The organism is Paenibacillus donghaensis, from assembly GCF_002192415.1.
GTDB lineage: Bacteria > Bacillota > Bacilli > Paenibacillales > Paenibacillaceae > Paenibacillus_AQ > Paenibacillus_AQ donghaensis.
The window spans coordinates 7246958-7265374 of the sequence record NZ_CP021780.1; the positions used below are offsets into that span (position 1 = coordinate 7246958).

Annotated in this window: 15 protein-coding genes, 1 other RNA gene and 2 pseudogenes; 12 read left to right on the forward strand and 6 right to left on the reverse strand. The window is 47.2% G+C overall.

Features of this window, described 5'->3' with window-relative positions:
• Window positions 1-11: 11 nt before the first annotated feature.
• From secG to ssrA, 4 genes are all read left to right on the forward strand, one after another.
• The gene (gene secG / locus B9T62_RS32920; protein ID WP_087919107.1) at window positions 12-245 is read left to right on the forward strand and encodes a preprotein translocase subunit SecG; all 234 of its coding nucleotides are present in this window, start codon (window positions 12-14) and stop codon (window positions 243-245) included.
• A 379-nt stretch (window positions 246-624) separates the two neighbouring features.
• The gene (rnr, locus tag B9T62_RS32925; RefSeq protein ID WP_087920516.1) at window positions 625-3492 is read left to right on the forward strand and encodes a ribonuclease R; all 2868 of its coding nucleotides are present in this window, start codon (window positions 625-627) and stop codon (window positions 3490-3492) included.
• A 305-nt stretch (window positions 3493-3797) separates the two neighbouring features.
• Window positions 3798-4277, forward strand: coding sequence for an SsrA-binding protein SmpB (smpB, locus tag B9T62_RS32930; protein WP_087919108.1), 480 nt, complete (start codon window positions 3798-3800; stop codon window positions 4275-4277).
• Window positions 4278-4463: 186 nt separating this feature from the next.
• Window positions 4464-4828: a transfer-messenger RNA gene (ssrA, locus tag B9T62_RS32935) on the forward strand.
• 152 nt (window positions 4829-4980) lie between these two features.
• On the opposite strand, the gene B9T62_RS40070 is transcribed toward ssrA, so the two are convergent.
• Together B9T62_RS40070 and B9T62_RS32940 are read right to left on the reverse strand one after the other, a co-directional pair.
• Window positions 4981-5154, reverse strand: a complete 174-nt coding sequence (locus B9T62_RS40070) for a hypothetical protein (RefSeq protein ID WP_169834467.1) — start codon at window positions 5152-5154, stop codon at window positions 4981-4983.
• A gap of 215 nt (window positions 5155-5369) precedes the next feature.
• Window positions 5370-5858 (reverse strand): TroA family protein, encoded by a 489-nt coding sequence (locus B9T62_RS32940; RefSeq protein WP_087919109.1) that lies wholly within the window; start codon window positions 5856-5858, stop codon window positions 5370-5372.
• Window positions 5859-6475: 617 nt separating this feature from the next.
• Between B9T62_RS32940 and B9T62_RS40330 the strand changes: the two genes are divergently transcribed.
• Window positions 6476-7681 (forward strand): SEC-C metal-binding domain-containing protein, encoded by a 1206-nt coding sequence (locus B9T62_RS40330; RefSeq protein WP_211296379.1) that lies wholly within the window; start codon window positions 6476-6478, stop codon window positions 7679-7681.
• A gap of 257 nt (window positions 7682-7938) precedes the next feature.
• On the opposite strand, the gene B9T62_RS32950 is transcribed toward B9T62_RS40330, so the two are convergent.
• Window positions 7939-10383 carry a TOTE conflict system archaeo-eukaryotic primase domain-containing protein gene (locus tag B9T62_RS32950; protein WP_087919110.1) on the reverse strand — a complete coding sequence of 815 codons (2445 nt, stop codon included), beginning with the start codon at window positions 10381-10383 and terminating at the stop codon, window positions 7939-7941.
• 121 nt (window positions 10384-10504) lie between these two features.
• Between B9T62_RS32950 and B9T62_RS32955 the strand changes: the two are divergent.
• The 6 genes and pseudogenes from B9T62_RS32955 to B9T62_RS32980 form a co-directional block, all read left to right on the forward strand.
• Window positions 10505-11005, forward strand: a pseudogene (locus tag B9T62_RS32955) (Rpn family recombination-promoting nuclease/putative transposase); the annotation flags it as partial.
• Window positions 10989-11764: pseudogene (locus B9T62_RS32960) on the forward strand (Rpn family recombination-promoting nuclease/putative transposase). The pseudogenes B9T62_RS32955 and B9T62_RS32960, both read left to right, overlap by 17 nt.
• Window positions 11765-11956: 192 nt before the next feature.
• Window positions 11957-12298, forward strand: coding sequence for a recombinase family protein (locus B9T62_RS32965; RefSeq protein ID WP_245864191.1), 342 nt, complete (start codon window positions 11957-11959; stop codon window positions 12296-12298).
• Between the two features lie 56 nt (window positions 12299-12354).
• Window positions 12355-12612, forward strand: coding sequence for a hypothetical protein (locus B9T62_RS32970; RefSeq protein WP_087919112.1), 258 nt, complete (start codon window positions 12355-12357; stop codon window positions 12610-12612).
• A complete protein-coding gene (locus B9T62_RS32975) occupies window positions 12609-12995 on the forward strand; it encodes a retropepsin-like aspartic protease (protein ID WP_087919113.1) in 387 nt (128 codons plus the stop codon). Before B9T62_RS32970 ends, B9T62_RS32975 begins: the two co-directional genes overlap by 4 nt.
• Window positions 12996-13220: 225 nt before the next feature.
• The gene (locus tag B9T62_RS32980) at window positions 13221-13493 is read left to right on the forward strand and encodes a DUF6809 family protein (RefSeq protein ID WP_087919114.1); all 273 of its coding nucleotides are present in this window, start codon (window positions 13221-13223) and stop codon (window positions 13491-13493) included.
• A gap of 303 nt (window positions 13494-13796) precedes the next feature.
• Here the strand turns inward: B9T62_RS32980 and B9T62_RS32985 are convergent, their stop codons facing one another.
• The gene (locus tag B9T62_RS32985) at window positions 13797-14699 is read right to left on the reverse strand and encodes a DMT family transporter (RefSeq protein ID WP_087920518.1); all 903 of its coding nucleotides are present in this window, start codon (window positions 14697-14699) and stop codon (window positions 13797-13799) included.
• Complete coding sequence (locus B9T62_RS32990) at window positions 14699-15541, reverse strand: AraC family ligand binding domain-containing protein (RefSeq protein WP_087919115.1); 843 nt, start codon at window positions 15539-15541, stop codon at window positions 14699-14701. The genes B9T62_RS32985 and B9T62_RS32990 overlap by 1 nt, the downstream gene beginning before the upstream one ends.
• Before the next feature lie 202 nt (window positions 15542-15743).
• On the opposite strand from B9T62_RS32990, the gene B9T62_RS32995 reads away from it, so the two are divergent.
• Window positions 15744-16703 (forward strand): GNAT family N-acetyltransferase, encoded by a 960-nt coding sequence (locus tag B9T62_RS32995; protein ID WP_087919116.1) that lies wholly within the window; start codon window positions 15744-15746, stop codon window positions 16701-16703.
• A gap of 736 nt (window positions 16704-17439) precedes the next feature.
• Here the strand turns inward: B9T62_RS32995 and B9T62_RS33005 are convergent.
• A complete protein-coding gene (locus B9T62_RS33005) occupies window positions 17440-18381 on the reverse strand; it encodes a hypothetical protein (protein ID WP_087919117.1) in 942 nt (313 codons plus the stop codon).
• Window positions 18382-18417 lie beyond the last annotated feature (36 nt).

The window sequence follows — 18417 nt, forward strand, 5'->3', positions numbered from 1 at the left end:
GGTGGAAGTGAATGGATATCTTTTTGAAAGTAATGCTCCTTATTTTTTCCGTTGGTCTGATTGCGGTCGTTCTTCTGCAAAAGGGGAAAAGTGCGGGTCTTTCCGGTGCCATCTCCGGCGGTGCTGAGCATCTTTTCGGTAAAACTAAGGCACGGGGTATGGAACTCGTACTGCAACGTGTAACCGTTGGTTTGGCTGCAGGATTCTTTATTATGTCGATCCTGGCTGCCGTATTTATTGACTAATTAGGTAACAGTAAGCCTTCGCTCTCCTTCGTATGGAATGAGCGAAGGCTTTTTTGCAAGAAGAATTGGCTTCTCCGTCCTCTGAAAGAGGCGGTATCCGTTTCTGTGAGAAATAGAAGGATAAAGAACCAGGTGAAACTTAACTTATACTTTCTTCTATTTTGGAAAAAGAGAGCAGTGAGCGATGCCGTCCTGATGAGGGGCGGCATCATTTGCTTAAATCGCAAGGGTCTACATAGGGATGTAACGGATTGATTTCGTGTATACTAGGGTATGAAGTAGTGTAGGTAAATTTTACTTGTAGTATTTCCTGTAGAAGTAGGACAACACATACATATACGCAGAGCGGCTAAGACCGCGGAGGGCCGAGGTGTCGAAGATGATAACACAAGAGACAATATTAGATTTCATGCGGGAACCCGCTTATAAACCTTTAACCTATGACGAATTGGTAATCCAATTCGCTCTGGAGGATAGAACTGACCTACAGGCGCTGCAGCAGCTGTTGCTCGCCCTGGAAGAGGATGGCCGAATTGTACTGAACGGCAACGCCGCTTACGGTGTGCCGGAACGGATGGATCTGCTGCGCGGCAGGCTGCAGGTGCATGCCAAAGGGTTTGCTTTTCTGATTCCCGATGACCGAGAGCATCCTGATGTATATATCAATGCCAATGATCTGAAGAGTGCGATGAACGGCGATATTGTACTGGCCCGTGTCACTTCGCGCAGCCCGTCCGGTGGACGGATGGAAGGTGAGATTAACCGTATTGTGCGCAGAGGCGTGCTGCAGACGGTAGGGGTGTTTCAGAGCCTGGAAACCTACGGTTTCGTGCTGCCGGATGACAAGCGGATTAACCGCGATATTTTTATCCCCAAGGGTTCCTTTAAAGGCGCTGTCGATGGGGAGAAGGTTGTTGTGCGCATTGTGAATTATCCGGAAGGGGCTGCAGCGGCCGAAGGCGAAATTATTGAGATTCTCGGACATAAGGATGATCCGGGGGTAGATATTCTCTCCGTGATCCGCAAGCATCAGTTGCCGGAGGCTTTCCCTGAGGAAGTGATGGCGGAGGCGGAGAAGGCGCCTGACTCCATTACGGAGGAAGAGATCATCGAACAAGGGCGGCGCGATCTGCGCGGGCTGAACATCGTTACGATCGACGGCGCAGACGCCAAGGACCTGGATGATGCGGTCAATGTGGAGCGGCTGGAGAATGGACACTACAAGCTGGGCGTGCATATTGCCGACGTTGGCTATTATGTGCCGGAGAGCTCCGCGCTCGATAAGGAAGCTTATGACCGAGGCTGCAGTGTGTATCTGGTAGACCGTGTTATTCCGATGCTGCCTCACCGGCTGTCGAACGGAATCTGCAGTCTTAATCCGCAGGTGGACCGGCTGACGATGTCCTGTGAGATGGAATTCGACGAGGACATGAAGGTAGTGAAGCATGATGTGTTCTCCAGCGTGATCCGCACCAAAGAAAGAATGACCTATGCGAATGTACGCAAAATTGTTGAGGATGAAGATCCGGAGCTGCTGGAGCGCTACAGTCCGCTGATTGAGGACTTCCGCCTGATGAAAGAATTGGCGATGAAGCTGCGTGGTGCGCGGATGAAACGCGGCGCGGTTGATTTCGACTTCGAAGAGAGCAAGATTATCGTCGATGAGAACGGCAAGGCTGTGGATATTGTGAAACGCGAGCGTTCGGTCGCAGAGCAGATTATCGAGGAATTCATGCTGGCCGCCAACGAGACTGTAGCGGAGCATTTCCACTGGCTGAAGGTACCTTTCCTGTACCGGATTCATGAAGACCCGGACCCGGAGAAGCTGCAGAACTTCATGGCGTTCGCCGCGAACTTCGGCTATCACGTCAAAGGCCGGGGCAACTCGGTGCATCCACGTGCGCTGCAGGACCTGCTGGAGCAGATCCAGGGCACCAAGGAGCAGACGGTTATCAGCACGATGATGCTGCGCTCTATGAAGCAGGCGAAATATGATGCTGAAAGCACAGGTCACTTTGGCTTGGCAGCAGAATTCTATTCCCACTTCACCTCTCCAATCCGACGTTACCCCGATCTGGTCATCCACCGTGTGATGCGCGAGGTGATTATGGGCGGCGGAACGCTCAGTGAGAAACGCCAGGAATATCTGGCGACCCGTATGCCGGAGATTGCTCAGCAGTCCTCTGAACGTGAACGGGTGGCTGTGGAAGCGGAGCGGGATACCGAGCAGCTGAAGAAAGCGGAGTTCATGCAGGATAAGGTTGGCGAAGAATTCGACGCCATGATCAGCAGTGTGACCAGCTTCGGGATGTTCATCGAGCTGGATAATACCGTCGAAGGGCTGATTCGTCTCGGCGCATTAAGCGACGATTATTACCACTTCGACGAAGCCCATATGGCGCTCATCGGCGAGCGCACCTCGCGGGTGTTCCGCATTGGCGACGAGGTGAAGATCCGAGTCGCTAACGTAAATATGGACGACCATACGATCGATTTCGAGTTGGTCGACATGAAGCCACGCAGCGCCGGTGAACGACGCGGCGGCGGGCGTCCGGGCGGCGGCGGCTCCGCCAAGCCGTTCGGAGGCAAGGCCGGCGGCAGCAACGGCCGCGGCGGCAAAGGCAAGCCCGGCGCAGCCGCAGGCAGCGTGGGCAAGGGTATTGGCGGCGGCAAAGGCAGAGCCGCCGCTGGTGCGGGCGCCGCCGAAGGGCGCCCGGGAGCGCCTGCAGCGCCGAGCGCGCGCAGCAAGCGTAAGCGCAAGGGCGTTGCCGGCGAGGAGGCGAGCCGGCCGGCAGCGGCGCCGCAGGGCCAGGCGGGCGTAGCCCGCAGCGGCGACAGCGGCGCACCGAAGGGCCGCGGCGGGAACCGTGACCGCGGCTTCGACAAGTACGGAGCCTTCCGGAGCGGAGTCAGCTTCGCATTCGGCTCCGGCAAGGGCGGCTACGGCGGGGCAAGCACTACGCCGGAAGACAGCGCCGACGCTGCGGCGAAGGCCGTCGACGGCAACACCAAGTTCCGCAGCCGTGAGGACCGGGGTCCTGCCGCTGCAAGCATAGAGCCAAGCAGCCTCGGGGCTGAAGGCAAACGCAAGCGGAAGAAGCCGAAAGGCGGGGTTTTTATTAATCCTTCCGTAACTCCAGGCAATGTGGAAACCACGAACCCTAACTCCTTCAGACCTGGGGATACAGGCGCATCTTCACCCGAAGGCAAGCCACGCCGCAAAAGAAAAAAGAAACCAACCATTTAAGACGTAACCCATAAATAAGGCGCTGTTCCCGGCGGGAACAGCGCTTTTTTATAACCAGTATAGTGCATACACGAAACACAACTACCTGACATATTGGTGTCAATTTGAAAAGCATGCGCAGAGCCAGCCTTCCTTGCGTTTGCCTGATTTTTTTTGATACAATAAAGATCTGTAGAACGTGAACTTAAGAATGTGTTACAAACGGAGTTACCAGGAGGCCCTATGCACTAGGCTTTCTGGCAATCCGGCTACTCCATTCTTAAGTTCATCATATATGACGATGATAGATTCAAGGAGTGATTCTCATGGGTAAAAAAGCAGACGGGAAAGTGCTCGCCCAGAACAAAAAGGCGTCCCATGATTATTTTATCGAGGATACCTATGAAGCAGGGCTGGTGCTAACCGGCACCGAGATTAAATCGCTGCGTAATGGCCGCGCCAATATCGGCGATTCGTTCGCTACCATTCGCAATGGCGAGATCCATATCCACAACATGCATATCAGCCCGTTTGCCCAGGGCAACCGGTCCAATCCGGATGATCCCACCCGCACCCGCAAGCTGCTGATGCATAAGGAGCAGATCCACAAGCTGCTCGGCTTGTCCAAACGCGATGGCTTCACCATTGTGCCGCTCAAGATCTATGTGCGCAACGGGTACGCCAAGCTGCTGATCGGCCTCGGTAAAGGGAAGAAAGAATACGACAAACGCGATTCAGCCGCCAAGCGCGATGCCCAGCGTGACATTCAGCGTGTGCTGCGGGATAAGCAGAAAGTTGCAAGATAAGGCCAAGAAGAGCTGCAGCATGATTCCAGCATTGCCCTTCAATTCCTTTAACCCACGTGTTAAAGTGTTGATGAATGTGCTATACTGTTTAAGTAACGCTTCTAAGCAGTTTCTGTAAGAAGCTGTGGATTGGATCTCTCTTGCAAGGCAGATCCGCTTGATCCGAAGAAGCCCTTGTACTATTGAGGGGCCGTTCTTGGATTCGACGGGGGTAGTTCGAGCATGAGTAGCGAGTAGTGGGGACGCGTCCGCTTCATCAACGCTAAAGCCTATTAAACGGCAAACAACAAAACAACTACGCTTTCGCAGCCTAAGAAACTGTGTGCGTGCTTCTACCCTGCATCGCCCATGTGACAGGACTAGGGGCTAACAAGTAGTGGGATACGCCGTTTGGTCTCCGCCTGGGGTCAACGGAAGAAGACAATCAGGCTGACCCAACGTATAGCCGGTTACGGGGCGATACTCGGGTGACATCAAAACTGTAACTACACTCGTAGAAGCTTATGTGCCGTTATCTTCGGACAGGGGTTCGACTCCCCTCGGCTCCATATGGAGTAAACTAAAAGACACCTTTAGGGGTGTCTTTTTTCTTCACACAATAACAGTAAAAAGCAACCTGTCTCGGTCGCTTTTTACGTTTTTGCATTTTGGAAAGGCTCTTAAAAAACGTGTGTTTATTGAGGTTCGGACGTTGCTGACGACTTTAATGAAAGTTCCCGGATTCATTTTCCGAGTATTTGCCATCGCTGTCATGCAGAGCTTGTTTGCGGCGATCATTACGGGCCTGCTGCTGTTGGGCCTCCTGGCTGTTTACGGGTGTGGCATCTAGTTCTTTTACCGTGTTGATTAGGTTCTTGTCTGGATGGTTCGTGCTCAATTGAAAGCTCCTCCCTGTTTACTTAATAGGTTATGAATTTTATTATGTGCTGGTTACTGTGTGGCTATTCGTAAAGAACGGATGCTGCCTATCGATATATCCAGGAAACAAGTAGTCCTAAGCTAACTCAGTATCACCGCCAGCAGGAATATACGATACATAGGGCTCAGCAAAATGTTTTTGGCGAAGATCATCATTCAGTACAACGTCATGCCCTAGATGTTACAAGTTTGCAATATACGCGGCAATTGAATGAGTAACTGGTCCATCGTGATCGGATCATCAAAATTCCATTTTGCTTCGGTAACATAAGCTTGATTGGAACTGAGTGATTTCCAGAAGCGACTGTGCATGATCCGCACAGCTTCTTGTTTGGAAAGTGGATCCTCGTCTACAAGCAGAAAATGTACATCCGCTCTATATTCTCCCGTTTGATGAGATTGAATCATCCGAAAAGGCAATTTGGTTTCAATTAGCTCTTTAACCTTTTCTGACGGTTGAAATGCTAAAGGGTGATAAATGGTGAGGCCAAAACCCTTCATGCCCATTATATAGAGAGATCCCTCGGCCAGTACAAATATAGTTGCGGATTGATGGTTCCCCTTATGAACAGAGAAGTGAGTCCAGAACTCTTCACATTTGAGTTTATGTTGTTGAATCCAGGAGTGTGCCTGCTCCTGCTTATTGAAAATATCAGCTATCATGAGTAAACTCGTATAGGTGTGTTCATCACGGTCAATCAGTATAGTAGGCGCAATCTGTGATAATTCGTCGATCCATGGGCAACATTATAATGGGGAATTTCGCGGATAAGACATCTTATTCATTCGTGTTTATGCTTGGAGCCATATTGGCATTACTAACTGGATTATTTGTGCTGGTCGCTGGCGGATTTATGCGCAATGATGTTGAGACTCAATCCAATATTCCCAACCATTAGCTAATTTGATTTAGGAATTTTGGTCGGCGAATTGTGTTCATTAGCCGTTATCTTCAGACAGGGAGCGGGTTTGTCCTATATTGTCTCCTTAATTATGTCCATATTGAAATAGTTTTGCTAAAATATAATAATAATAATCCTTTTCTCAATGAAAAGACGTAGTTCGTTTGAATAGACCTGAGTTACAGAAGAAGATTCGTCATACTGTGCAACAATTGATCTGGGAAAAGGGTACGCTAGTCCAATGGATGGGCTATTTCATGGAAACCTGAGTCAATTCAGCTTCATTACGCATCTTTACAAGGCTCAGAATCCTTGTAATATGCTATAAGAATAACGAATCTGATGCCGATGAAATCACGATGAGAAAGGGGAATATTGATGTTTACTTCTGAACTAGTAAAAGGCTTTATCCTGCATCCGGAGGACATTGTATGCAATACTGCCCTCAGATATTTTGCCGACAGCTTCCTATATGAGAACGATACCACGTTAATGCCGCTTGTAATAGATAGACTGAAGCAATCTAAGCATGTGCAAGCTATTCATTTGTTCCATGCCTATCGCTTCCCGCAAACGGAAGAGACAGTCCGCGAGTTGCTGGCCTTGTCTCAGTCGTCGTCTATCGATTCTAATACGAAATTTCATTTGAGAAAAATGTTAAGTAATTGCAATCCCCAGTTGTTAATCTCATATCAGGAGTTCATTGAGCAAGATCCGCTTTTGAAGAAGCGGGTGCAGCAGAAGAATGAGCTTGCCCATATGGACGATCAGGAAGTTGTAGACAACTTCAGATTGTTCATTGAGCAAAGCACCGGCAAATTTGTGGATGAGTTTGATACGACATACGGAAACGAAATGGTTAACGAGTTGTCTCGTCGGAGATGTATCGATCCCGAGGTTGTGCTGCAGAAGCTGGGCAATTATAATCCCGAAGATTTAAGCTATGAAACTCCTTATTATGTCCAACTGGCAGGTGCATTGAAGCTGGAAGCGGCCATTCCTTTTCTGTGTAGTTTTTTGGGGGCAGAAGATGATTGGCTTACGGAGCGGGCTAATGAAGCGCTTGTTCGAATTGGGACAACCTCGGTTGTAACGATGCTAACTGACCAATATTTCTCTGCTGAAGGGGAATACTTCCGGCTGTATGCCTCTGATGTGTTCGGTAAAATTAAGCTGCCTGCCTCAGAGGAGGCGTTGCTTACACTGTTGCCTGAAGAGCAAGATCTTACCTACGCGACTAAGCTGGCACACGGTCTCTGCGAACTGGGGTCAAGCAAAGGTCTCCCATTAGTCGAGGCGATGGTGGAAGGGGACTACGACAGTGGATATTTGAGTCTCACGAAGTCGATTTATGCTTACTGCGTAATCTCGAGCACGCCCCATCCTTCATTACCGCAGTGGAAGAAGGAGCTTGATAAGGAAAAGGTTCGGCTGTCCAGGCGCGAGGTGGAATGGAATGAGATGGCTGCCAATAGGGTTCTCAAAGGCAGTCCCAAACCGTATACGAACCCGAATAAGGTAGGACGTAACGATCCTTGTCCTTGTGGGAGCGGGAAGAAGCACAAAAAATGCTGCGGCGCGTAGATAGATAAGCTGAACTTAAGAATGATGGCTAATTGATGGGCGAGCCTCTTATGGACCAAGCGGTTCGTCCATTTGAATTTAAGAAGTTCAATAAATAAATAAGGACACTGGAGGGTTCGTCCAGGTCCTTGTTTTTTGTTTATGATGACTTCTTGGACGGATGAAAAGCGTATTGGCATCATTTATCTTTGAGTCTTTGTAATGTTTCAATCACTCCATCTATTGAAGTTTATACATCATCGGACAATATATTTCCGCTACAACTCCGCACCCTTATAGCCCATCTTCCGATAACCCTTCACTCTTTTCTTGAACATTGCCATCAACATAGGGACCTGGAGGTCGATATAATCATATATTTTGACTTCCTCTTTATTCACATGACTTCGGTGCAAGCGGCCCGCATATTGCTGCAAGGTGCCTGACCAAGAGATGGGATGGACCAGAAACAAGGTGTCCAGTCTGGCATCATCGAAGCCTTCACCAATCAGCTTGCCGGTAGCAATAACTACCCGTTCCTGATCGTCCGGAATAGAGGCTATTTGAGCGCGTAGAGCCTCTCGCTGCTTTTTTCCCATTCTGCCTCGCAGTACAATTACGTTTTTGGCAAAAGGCTGCAGTCTCTCTGCAAAATATTCAGCATGAGCGGTCCGTTCAACTAGCAGCAGCGGCGAGCGGCCTTCATCCAGGCAGGTGAGTAAATCGTCGAAAATAAGGGTGTTGCGCTCCTCGTTATCCACAAGCTGCTGATAGATGTCCTGAATACCAGTAACCTGTTCTCCTGGCTTGATCTGAAAAAGAGTATATCGGGGAATCACTCTTAATGAAAATCCTCTGGAGCTGCTTAAGGTTCGTCCATCTATCTTCATAAGCACCGGTCCAAGCTGGAATCGTACGATAGCTTCTTGTCCGTCTTGACGTTTAGGTGTGGCAGTTAAACCGAATACATATTTGGCTTGGACTTCCCGCAGAACCTGTTCGAAGCTGTAGGCAGATACGTGGTGGCATTCATCCACAATGACTTGGCCGTATTCACTTACGAAGGGTTTGACATTCCCTTTATAGTTGAGGCTCTGAATGACAGCGATGTCGATGATACCGGTTCGTTTATTTTTGCCGCCGCCGATTACACCGATAGAATGTTTAGGAACTTCGAGAAAGGTCTGCAAACGTTCCTGCCATTGTTCCATAAGCTCCCGCCGATGCACCAGAATGAGGGTGTTTGTCTTTCTTGAAGCGATGATGCTGGCTGCTACGACGGTTTTGCCGAATGCAGTTGCCGCCGAGAGAACGCCAATATCCCGGTTCAGAATCGCTCTGGCTGCTGTATCCTGAAGTGTGGTCAGCGTACCAGTGAACTCTGCCGCAATTGTTGTCCCAATCGAACGTTGATCGACAAGAGATACTTTGACGTGATTATGTTCAAAAAAGGATAACAACTCCGGCAAGCATCCCCTTGGAAGAACGACGTAGCTCTCCAGATCCTCTGCGCATGAGATGACCCGGGGTTTACCGTAGGTGGAGAGCCGCATCGCTTGTGTTTTATAAAAGTCAGGGTTGGAGAAGGAAGCTATTCTGATCAGAGCATGAATTGCACTTGAAGGAAGTCCAGACTTAGGAATATAGAGACGATCCGAATGCAAGACCTGTAGCTCAGCAGGTAAAGCTTCCATAAGAACCTCTTCTAGCTGAGTCGGATTCTTTTGTAACAAGGTCAATTCATCCGCTTCGTGGTCTGATACCGCTGTAATACTATCATTATTAAAAAGCCCACGCTCCCCGTGCTTATATATAAATTGCTTCACTTCGTCTTCGTTCAACTTACCAAGCCCGGATAATATACTCCATGGGTCAGCATAGGGTTCGAAGTGTTCATCAATAAAGACGCTGTTTCCCAGTTTGCGTGGTCCACCCTGAAGTGGAAGAGCAATGAGGTTGCCGAATCCGCCTTTAGGCAGCGTATCCTGATTGGGAAACAGGCGGTCGTAGGATTCCATGCCGATCTGATATCTCTTGTTCATGGATAGGCTTAGCAAGGCCATTCCCAATCTTCTGGCTGTAGCCGCTGCAATATTTTGACTGAAGAAAATCCAGATGTGTCCCCCATTGCCGGAACGTGAGCGCTCTAACAGTGCGGGGATGTGATGACTTTTGCATAGCTGCATTACGGCGGCCACGTCCTTCTTCCAATCATGCTTGTCAAAATCCATTGCCAAAAACCAGCAGGTCTCATCCGGCAGCATCGGATAGATGCCAATCGTTCGGTCCTGCCTTGCATCTAAATGGGCTGACAGCACTTCATTTGTAAGGGGCATGAAGCTCTGGTGTTTGCAAACGGAGCATTTCACTCTCGGTTTCTCGCAGAATGCAGTCCACTCATTGGCGCAGGCGGGCGAGTATCCGGTCTTGCCTTGTTTGTTGCTCCAGCGAATCGGGTATACGTCGTCTCTGCCACGAAAACAACTTTTATAAAGGGCAAGCTTGTCCTCTACGGTTGAATACTGGTGAACATTACTCTCTCCAATCGTTGGTTCATTGTTTATTTTTACCGGGGAGGTGGAATAAACCGTCATTTGTTCGTTCGTACTTGTTGTATTGTCCTCATCAGGAAGCCCCAGCAGATGTCTCAACCGGGTGATTTCCTGCTTAAGTTCTTCAATATGAGCTAGAGCGGCGTTATATTTGTCCTCCATATTATCCATTGATGGGTCCTCGTGGTTTTATTTCTATTATACCTTGTAAATATCGTACTGTAGTTGATAAATTAGGTGGTTTCTAGCTGAACCTAGGTTAATGATTTGATCATAAGTATTTTGTTATAATAATATTATTAACTACTCCTGTTTGCACAATGACCGTTATCATAATGTTTTTCACCTGCGGGAAGATCATACTGGGATTCTACTTAACAATGATCTGGAGATTCATGTCATGGAGTTAACAAAGCTGGAGGAGCAGGCCGTTCCGGTTTCGGGCGGATTGGTAAATTGGTTGTTGTTCCTGAAAGGCGTTGATAAACCGAATTGGGGGGTGTTGACTATGAATGAACCGATGTTGAAAAAGGCAATGGATACACTGGAATTTCTGAGTCAGGATGCCGCTACACGGATGGAATACGAGTCCCGGATGAAATATCTACGTGATGAGGTGTCGCGAATGGAAGGGGCCAGATCGGAAGGCATTGTGGAAGGTGCGGTTAGAGAAAAAAGAGAAATGGCTCGAAAGCTTCTGGCAATGGGGCATGAAGTGGATTTTGTGGTTAAACTTACCGAGTTGACCGAGCAAGAAATTAAGTTATTAAGCAAGGATGTTAGGTCACAATGAAAATCTCCGTTCTGCAAGAAGCGCCTTCCGAAATTTCATTTGCAGGATAAACGAGATTATCTTGATGAACCCCTTATACGGATAAAGACGATCCGCTCGACAAACAATCCATCTTTGATGTTTACGCCAAGACCTCTGAAGGCAAACTGATTGATATAGAGATGCAGCTTTTTAATAAGTACGATATAGAGAAAAGAACGCTCTTTTATTGGAGCAAACGGTATGCGAGTCAACTCAGCGAGGGCGATAAATATCCGGAGTTGAAGAAATGTGTGACGATCAACATTTTAAACTATTCGTTTTTGAAGAATGAGCAATATCATAACGTATTTCATTTGCGGGAATACCGGACAGGGATATCCATCCTTGATTGATGACATTGAGGTGCATTTCCTGGAGCTGCCGAAGCTGGATGAACGTAGCGTTCCTTCTGAAGGTGGATTGATCCATTGGCTGTTGTTTCTGAAAGGTGCCAATACATCACACTGGGAGGTGCTGAAGATGAATGAGCCGGGTTTGGAAAAGGCAATGGATACCTTGCAATACTTGAGTCAGGATTCAGACGCCAGACGGTTGTATGAGGCCAGACAGAAATATCTGCATGCTGAAGCATCCATGATTGAAGGAGCGAAGTCCGCCGGCATTATTGAGGGTAAACTCCAAGTGGCTCGCAATTTGCTGGCAATGGGGATGGATCATTCGGCTGTCGCTAAAGCAACCGGTCTGAGTGAGGATGAAATCAGGTCTATAAAGTATTAACATTCAAAGCTTTGCAACTGAAGATGCTCATCCTTCGATTATTGACTTGGAGCTATAGAATGCTGCCCAGGTTTCCTTATTGAGTCGCAGACAGTCTAAATAATAATAGCTTCATTTATCAGCAGGTATGCCTACGTGGGTGTGTCTGCTTTTTTATGCCCAAAATTCGATATATGAGAGGAAAGTGTACTTATGAGAGTAGCCTATTATGTCCGTGTGTCATCCGAGCGTCAAGCAGAGAAAGAGTTATCAATCCCAGCTCAGATTAAAGCCATTCAGCAATATTGCACGGAGAAGGGTTGGAGTATCGTCAGTGAATTTATTGAAAAAGGGAAATCCGCCAAAACGGACGATCGCCCGGAATTCCAGAAGATGATCGCTTTAGCTAAACGCTCCAATCGTCCTTTTGATGCGGTGATCGTCTATAAGTTCGACAGGTTTTCCCGTAAACGTGACGACCATGTTATCTACAAGGCATTGCTTAATCAATGTGGGGTGAAGGTCATTTCGATTACGGATCTGACTCTGATTTAGAAGTTAATACCCGATATGCTATAATAATAGAAATTATTTAACCGGAGGTGTCTAAGATGCGATGGGATGAAGTTCAGGAGCGTTTTCCTAATGAATGGGTCGTTCTTGAGGCGACTAAGGCCTATTCTAAGGAAGGCCAGCGTTATATTGAAGAGATGTCCGTGATCGACTCCTATGAGGACTCTACCAAAGCATTGAAGCGGTACAGTGAGTTGCACCAGGAAGATCCACATCGCGAGTATTGTTTTTTTCACACCTCCCGTCCTGAGGTTGTGGCGCGAGAACGATATGTGGGAGTTCGAGGGCCAAGATGAACATAACGGAAAGCTATGGGCTTCCCTTCGTAAGCATGACAGTTGTGTTTAGAGGGAGAGAATTAAAGCTGGAGAAGGTATTGCTAGACACAGGTTCTGCAAGCACACTTTTGAATGCGGATATCGTACAGGAGATTGGCATGGTTCCTGAAGGAAATGATATCGTTGATATAATACGGGGTGTAGGTGGTGTGGAGTATGTGTACACCAAGTACCTGGATTCGATTATAGTCGATGAAGCAATACTTAATGATTTTCAAGTGGAAATCGGGAATATGGATTATGGCATGGAAATCGACGGCATCCTTGGTTTTAATTTCTTGAAACAAGCAGGGGCTGTGATTGACACAGGAGAATTGCAACTGAAAACTAACGTTTGCTAAACGGCTATCTCGTACAATTCCAGCAGCAACCCCCGCCGAATTGCGGCTCTGCAAGTTCACCCCTCGGCTCCATATGGAGTTTGAGCATTAGAGAGTACCTTAAAACGGTTCTCTCTTTTTTTGTTAATCCAAGCTTTACGTATAAGCGTACCACATCTACTTTCTTAGTATGCTACGCTTATCTATATCGTTTGTAGGTATATATCCTTCAAAAGGAGGCCCACCATGCCAACCATCCTCGATTCCCTATACCACGGCAGCCTTTTCCCTAACGAAAAGGTCATCCCCAAAGACCCCAATTATCGCCCGATCAACAGGCAAATCACCGAGTCCCTGGAGGCTTGGAAGCTGAGGCTGTCCGATGGGGATTTTGAGGAGTTAGAGTCCTTATTGGAACTGTATTCCCAGGTTCAAGGGATGGAGATGGCGACTTCGTTTACTTATGGATTCAAAGTTGGGGCAGCCATGATGATTGAAATTCTTTCCGATCCAGAATAGCGTAGTCTGTGTGCACCTAGAATGTTATCTCATTTTAATTAAAAATAAAGACTGTACGTCAAAGCTTATGTGGCGTTATCTTCGGACAGGGGGTTGCGACTCCCATCGGCTCCACCATGTAAACCCGCTTATATCGCGGTTTTTTTTCTGTTTATGGGCTGATCAGTAGAAAATTACACCTGAGGTATATAGTCCTGGCATCAATGGGTCAGTATCGATTCGGATGAAATAAAGCAAAAAAGCGACCTCGGGAGGTCGCTTTTTTGCTTATACTCTGAAGTTCCTATTCACGAAGAGCGATCCCTACGCTGAAGAAGCAACTTTTTTGGTTTTTCCTTCCGAAATCAACGACCCCAGAAGTGTAAGTCCCGTCCCCAGCCCCGTTACCCAGGTTATTTGCTCCTGCAGAATCAGCACAGATGCGGCTACGGTAATGACAGGCACCAGATAAATATACACGCTTGTTTGGACCGCACCCAAAAGGCCGACGGCCCGGTTCCAGGTCACAAAACACAGAGCCGAAGCTCCCAGGCCGAGAAAGAGCAGGTTGGATAGATTCGCCATTTTGCCAAGGCGGCCCAGGTCGAGGTGGAATTCGAACAGGAAGAGGGCAGGAATCATGAACAGCAATCCATAGAAGAACACTCTGCGTGTACTCCCGATGGTGTGGTAGTTCCGCTGGCTGATTGTGCGCATTAGTACGGAATAGACTGCCCAGACCGCAGGGGCCAGGAAGGCCAGCAGATCTCCAAGTGGATTAAGCTTCAAGATGAAACTCCCGTTCAGTCCGATTAGTACAATCCCGGTGAGGGCTATCCCGAATCCGAAGAGGAATTGCCGATGCAGCTTCTCTCCCTCCAAGAAGAAATGTGCCAATACTGCTGTCAAAAAGGGAGCAATCGACACAATCACGCCTACGTTGGAGGCAAGGGTATAGACCAACGCTATATTCTCAACGAGAAAATATAAGGTTACTCCGCATAATCCAGCCGCCATGAACAGCAGCTCTTCCCGAAAGGATGCTGTCCGCACGGGACCTGAGTAGATCAGGATCAGCACCACATATCCAAGCAGGAAGCGGAAAAAGAGGATTTCCACGGGCGTAAAGTCAATTAGCAGGATCTTGGTGGAGATAAAAGTCGTTCCCCAGATCAGAATGGTCAGCAAAGCGAGCAAGTGCCCGTTGGTTGTCTTGCGTTCCTCCATCATGAGGGGGTATCCACTGCACGTGCTTGCTGAGTGAATATACGCATATATTGCTTGGGAGTGAGACCGATCAGTTTTTTGAAGAAATTCGTAAAATGGCTCTGGTCACTGAATCCGGTCTGACCGGCAACCTCCATAGGGGGTATGCCTTGCCCCAGCAGCCGCTTGGCATGGTTAATCCGCAGGGTCTCCAGGTAGCAATAGGGGGAGATGCCTTTTTGTCTGGTGAACAGCCGCAGCAAGTGATATTTGCTTAATCCGACTAAGCCGCTTAATTGATTGAGGGTAATGCTCTCCGTATAATGGGACTCCATGTATTCGCAAATGGTCATAATCTCTAAGGCCAGTTCCTGTGCGGGAGGAGGGAAGTCCGCATCCGTATATTCATTCAGCAGCTGCTCCAGCAGGAACAGAAACAACTCCTCTTTGTGGAAATCCTCCTTGTCCTCCAGAATGATCTGATGCAGATCATGAAGGGGAAGAGCCAGCTCGCTCTGGTAAAGTACGTTCTGTGTGAACTGCGGCGTGTACTCCTGGCCTGTAATTTCCAGCACGTATTTACGCATCACCTCCGGCTGAATATTGATGCAGCGGTAGTCCAGGGTGCTTCCGTCGATCTGCGCACAGGCGTGAGGGTCGTGCGGATTGAAGATAATGACATCCCCGCTGTTTAGAATATATTCTTCCTGGTTGCAGACCAGGTGCCGCTTGCCTTGTTCAATAAACCCAATCACGTAATAGTCGTGAAAATGGTTGGGGAACTTCTGCATAATCCCCTCAAACTGATAGGCTTCAAAATTCAGGTCTGTGTCGAAGACGACGGTTCTTACTTCACGAGTCAATGCCTGCACCTTCTTTGTCCGGGATGTAGTTCTAATTATATTATGAATTAGGCGCAGGTTTCTTGGATAATGTTGCGGTAGAATTTTTTTATAATTATTCAATAAATTGAAAAGGGTCAGTCTCAATTGTATTCTAGACAAATAGCATTCAATAGAAGTGAGCTGTAGATTTCACGGACATCTTGAGAAGGGGGAATGGAGTATGCAAGTAAGTGATCGGTCTATGGATACTACTATTTATGATTTATCGACTGAATATTCGATTCGAAGAGCAGAGCCTGAAGAATGGGGAGTATATTGTTCGGTTTATTATAACATGCAGTACAATGGTTTTTTTAGAGAAGAAAGTTATGCTAATTCGCGCCGGAATTCGTTTTGGATTTATAAGGAAAAAACTAAAATAGGCGGGGTAAGGATCGCGCCAAACGTTATATACCATTTATTTTTTATCCCTCCGTTCAACGATTCATTGGGGGTATTGAAGCAGCTTAAAGAGTTATTATTACTTTGGTCGGATAAAACAAAGCCGATTAAGACCTTTGAAGTTCTTCCGGATCAAGTTCATTTATATACACGGGCAGGCTTTTGGCCAGATGAGTTCAGATGCCGCTGGATGCAGCGCCCTACAGATCATTTTGAAGTAATCTGGGATGACAACCTAATAATTAAGAGTCCCCAAATTGAAGAAAATGAGGCGGGTGCTAAGCGGTATACTCATGAAGATGAAATTGCTCGTTGTGACTTCGATAGCTTTACAGGAGGTTTTGAAGCAGTAAGGAGAAAAAAGTTCTCTTTAGAAGATTTTATTCCAAATGAAGATCCTAACTATTCGAATGAAATATTAGTTCAGGCCTCCACATTGGTCTTTGATAAGGATACGGGTCAGCTCATCGCAAATTGCCGCCTTTGTCTACAGGACAATCTGGCAGCGGTGTATAGTATAGGGGTTATACCTGCACATAGAGGAAGAGGATTGGCTACACGTATGTTGCAGAGAGCCCTGACTATCCTGAAGGATAAATACCCAATGCTGAGATTGTATGTTATGGAAGGTAATGATGCGGAATCGGTTTATTTTAACCTGGGGTTCGTGCCTGGAGTACAGGAGATACAGAATATGTGTATTCCCGTCGAGATATTGCAGAAAAACAGGAGTTGTTAATGGTGTTTGGAACTGCAACTTGATACGCCGTTTGGTCTCCGCCTGGGGTCAACGGAAGAAGATAATCAGGCTGACCCAACGTATAGCCGGTTACGGGGCGATACTCGGGTGACATCAAAACTGTAACTACACTCGTAGAAGCTTATGTGCCGTTATCTTCGGACAGGGTTCGACTCCCCTCCGCTCCATATGGAGTAAGCAAAAGACACCCCTCAGGGTGTCTTTTTGTATTTGGATTACTGAATTCTCAGAAGGTAGTTTGTCGAGTTTAGCTTACTTCGAAACGACTTTTGGTGCGTCACGGTATTACTTTGATCATAGAACTGCTTAGCTGCAATCCGTAGTGTTCTTCTCAACAAGAGTGCGGAGGAACGTGTTAACTTAGATCGGAATCCCTTGCGTAAGACATGCAACGTATCTTTGTATTTCTCCAAATCCTCAGATGGAGGTACAAGAGCGAATAAATTTAAAGAAGAGACGTCGGAATCATCATTGATCCTGACCAGACTGCCAAAACGATAAATCCGTACCCTTGAATCTCCTTAGAAAACATAAAAAAGACACCAATTAGGGCGTCTTCACTGATACTCAATGTGGAGGAGTCGTGGACGTGCAGAGCCACAATCCGGCGCGGGCTGCTACGAGAATTGGCTTAATGGTTACCCAAGTACAATTCCAATATTCCAATGCTCCCGTCTCCCGAAGATGGACGGACTGCATGTTTAGGAGGCCCTTTTTATTTTGTCACAGCTTCAACTTCCTTTTTAAAGGCATCCATGTACTGATTAAAAATTCCCGTATCAAAATTTGCACTTTGGTCGTTAGCTTTAGGGGGATTTTTTTGAATTAGATCGTATAGACGATCAATTTCTGGTGAAAGCTTTGTCCAAACCTTCTTAAGAGAATCGTACTCTGAACCCAGGCTCTCTATATAGCTGTCATAGTCCTTCATCTTGTCCATTGTCTTGGATAATTGCTCGACTGTAAAGTCAACATCCAGACTACCTCCTGTGCTGCTGGTACCACTTTTGATATACCAACTAATGTCAACAAATGCGTCGTTCCATACATCGGAGATCACAAAATTCATAATTTCACTTAGCATTTCATTAGGAGTCGCACCACTTGCAGATAACGAAGATTCCGGAATAGGTTCTTTGAAGGAGCTTCTCACCTTGTTAAACGATTCTTGGTCAGATGAATCCATCGCATAGACAACCTGCTTGTCATTAATGAAGACAATCAACTCGCTTGTGGGATTAGAAGCTTCCTCTCCTTGGATTAAGACAACTTCAACTTTCGTACCTTCCTCATCCGTATAATCCTCCGATTCGAGGACCTTAGGATTCTTAACTTTGTGGTCATCAGTGGTTTCTACCGATTGGGCCATCTGAAACAGCGGCTGGGCATCTGGATGGACGTTTTCAGTAACAAATTTCTTTTTTGCTTCCAAGTCCGAACCATTCAAAAAGGTATTGACGTAGTCGAGTGCTACGGCTTCTGAGTCAGACAGTTTTTTAGCTGCAGATTTAGGCGCTTCCGAGGGACTTGCCGATGCCTGTGATTCCGCCAGAGCAACTGCCGAAGAGGCTGTAGGCTCTGCCGCATTTTTGTCCGAGCTGCAACCCGTGAGAGCAGTAAAAGCGATGAGTAAGCAAATAACAATTTTTTTCTCCAATTTTCATTTCCCCCTGATGATATAATTATTTCCATT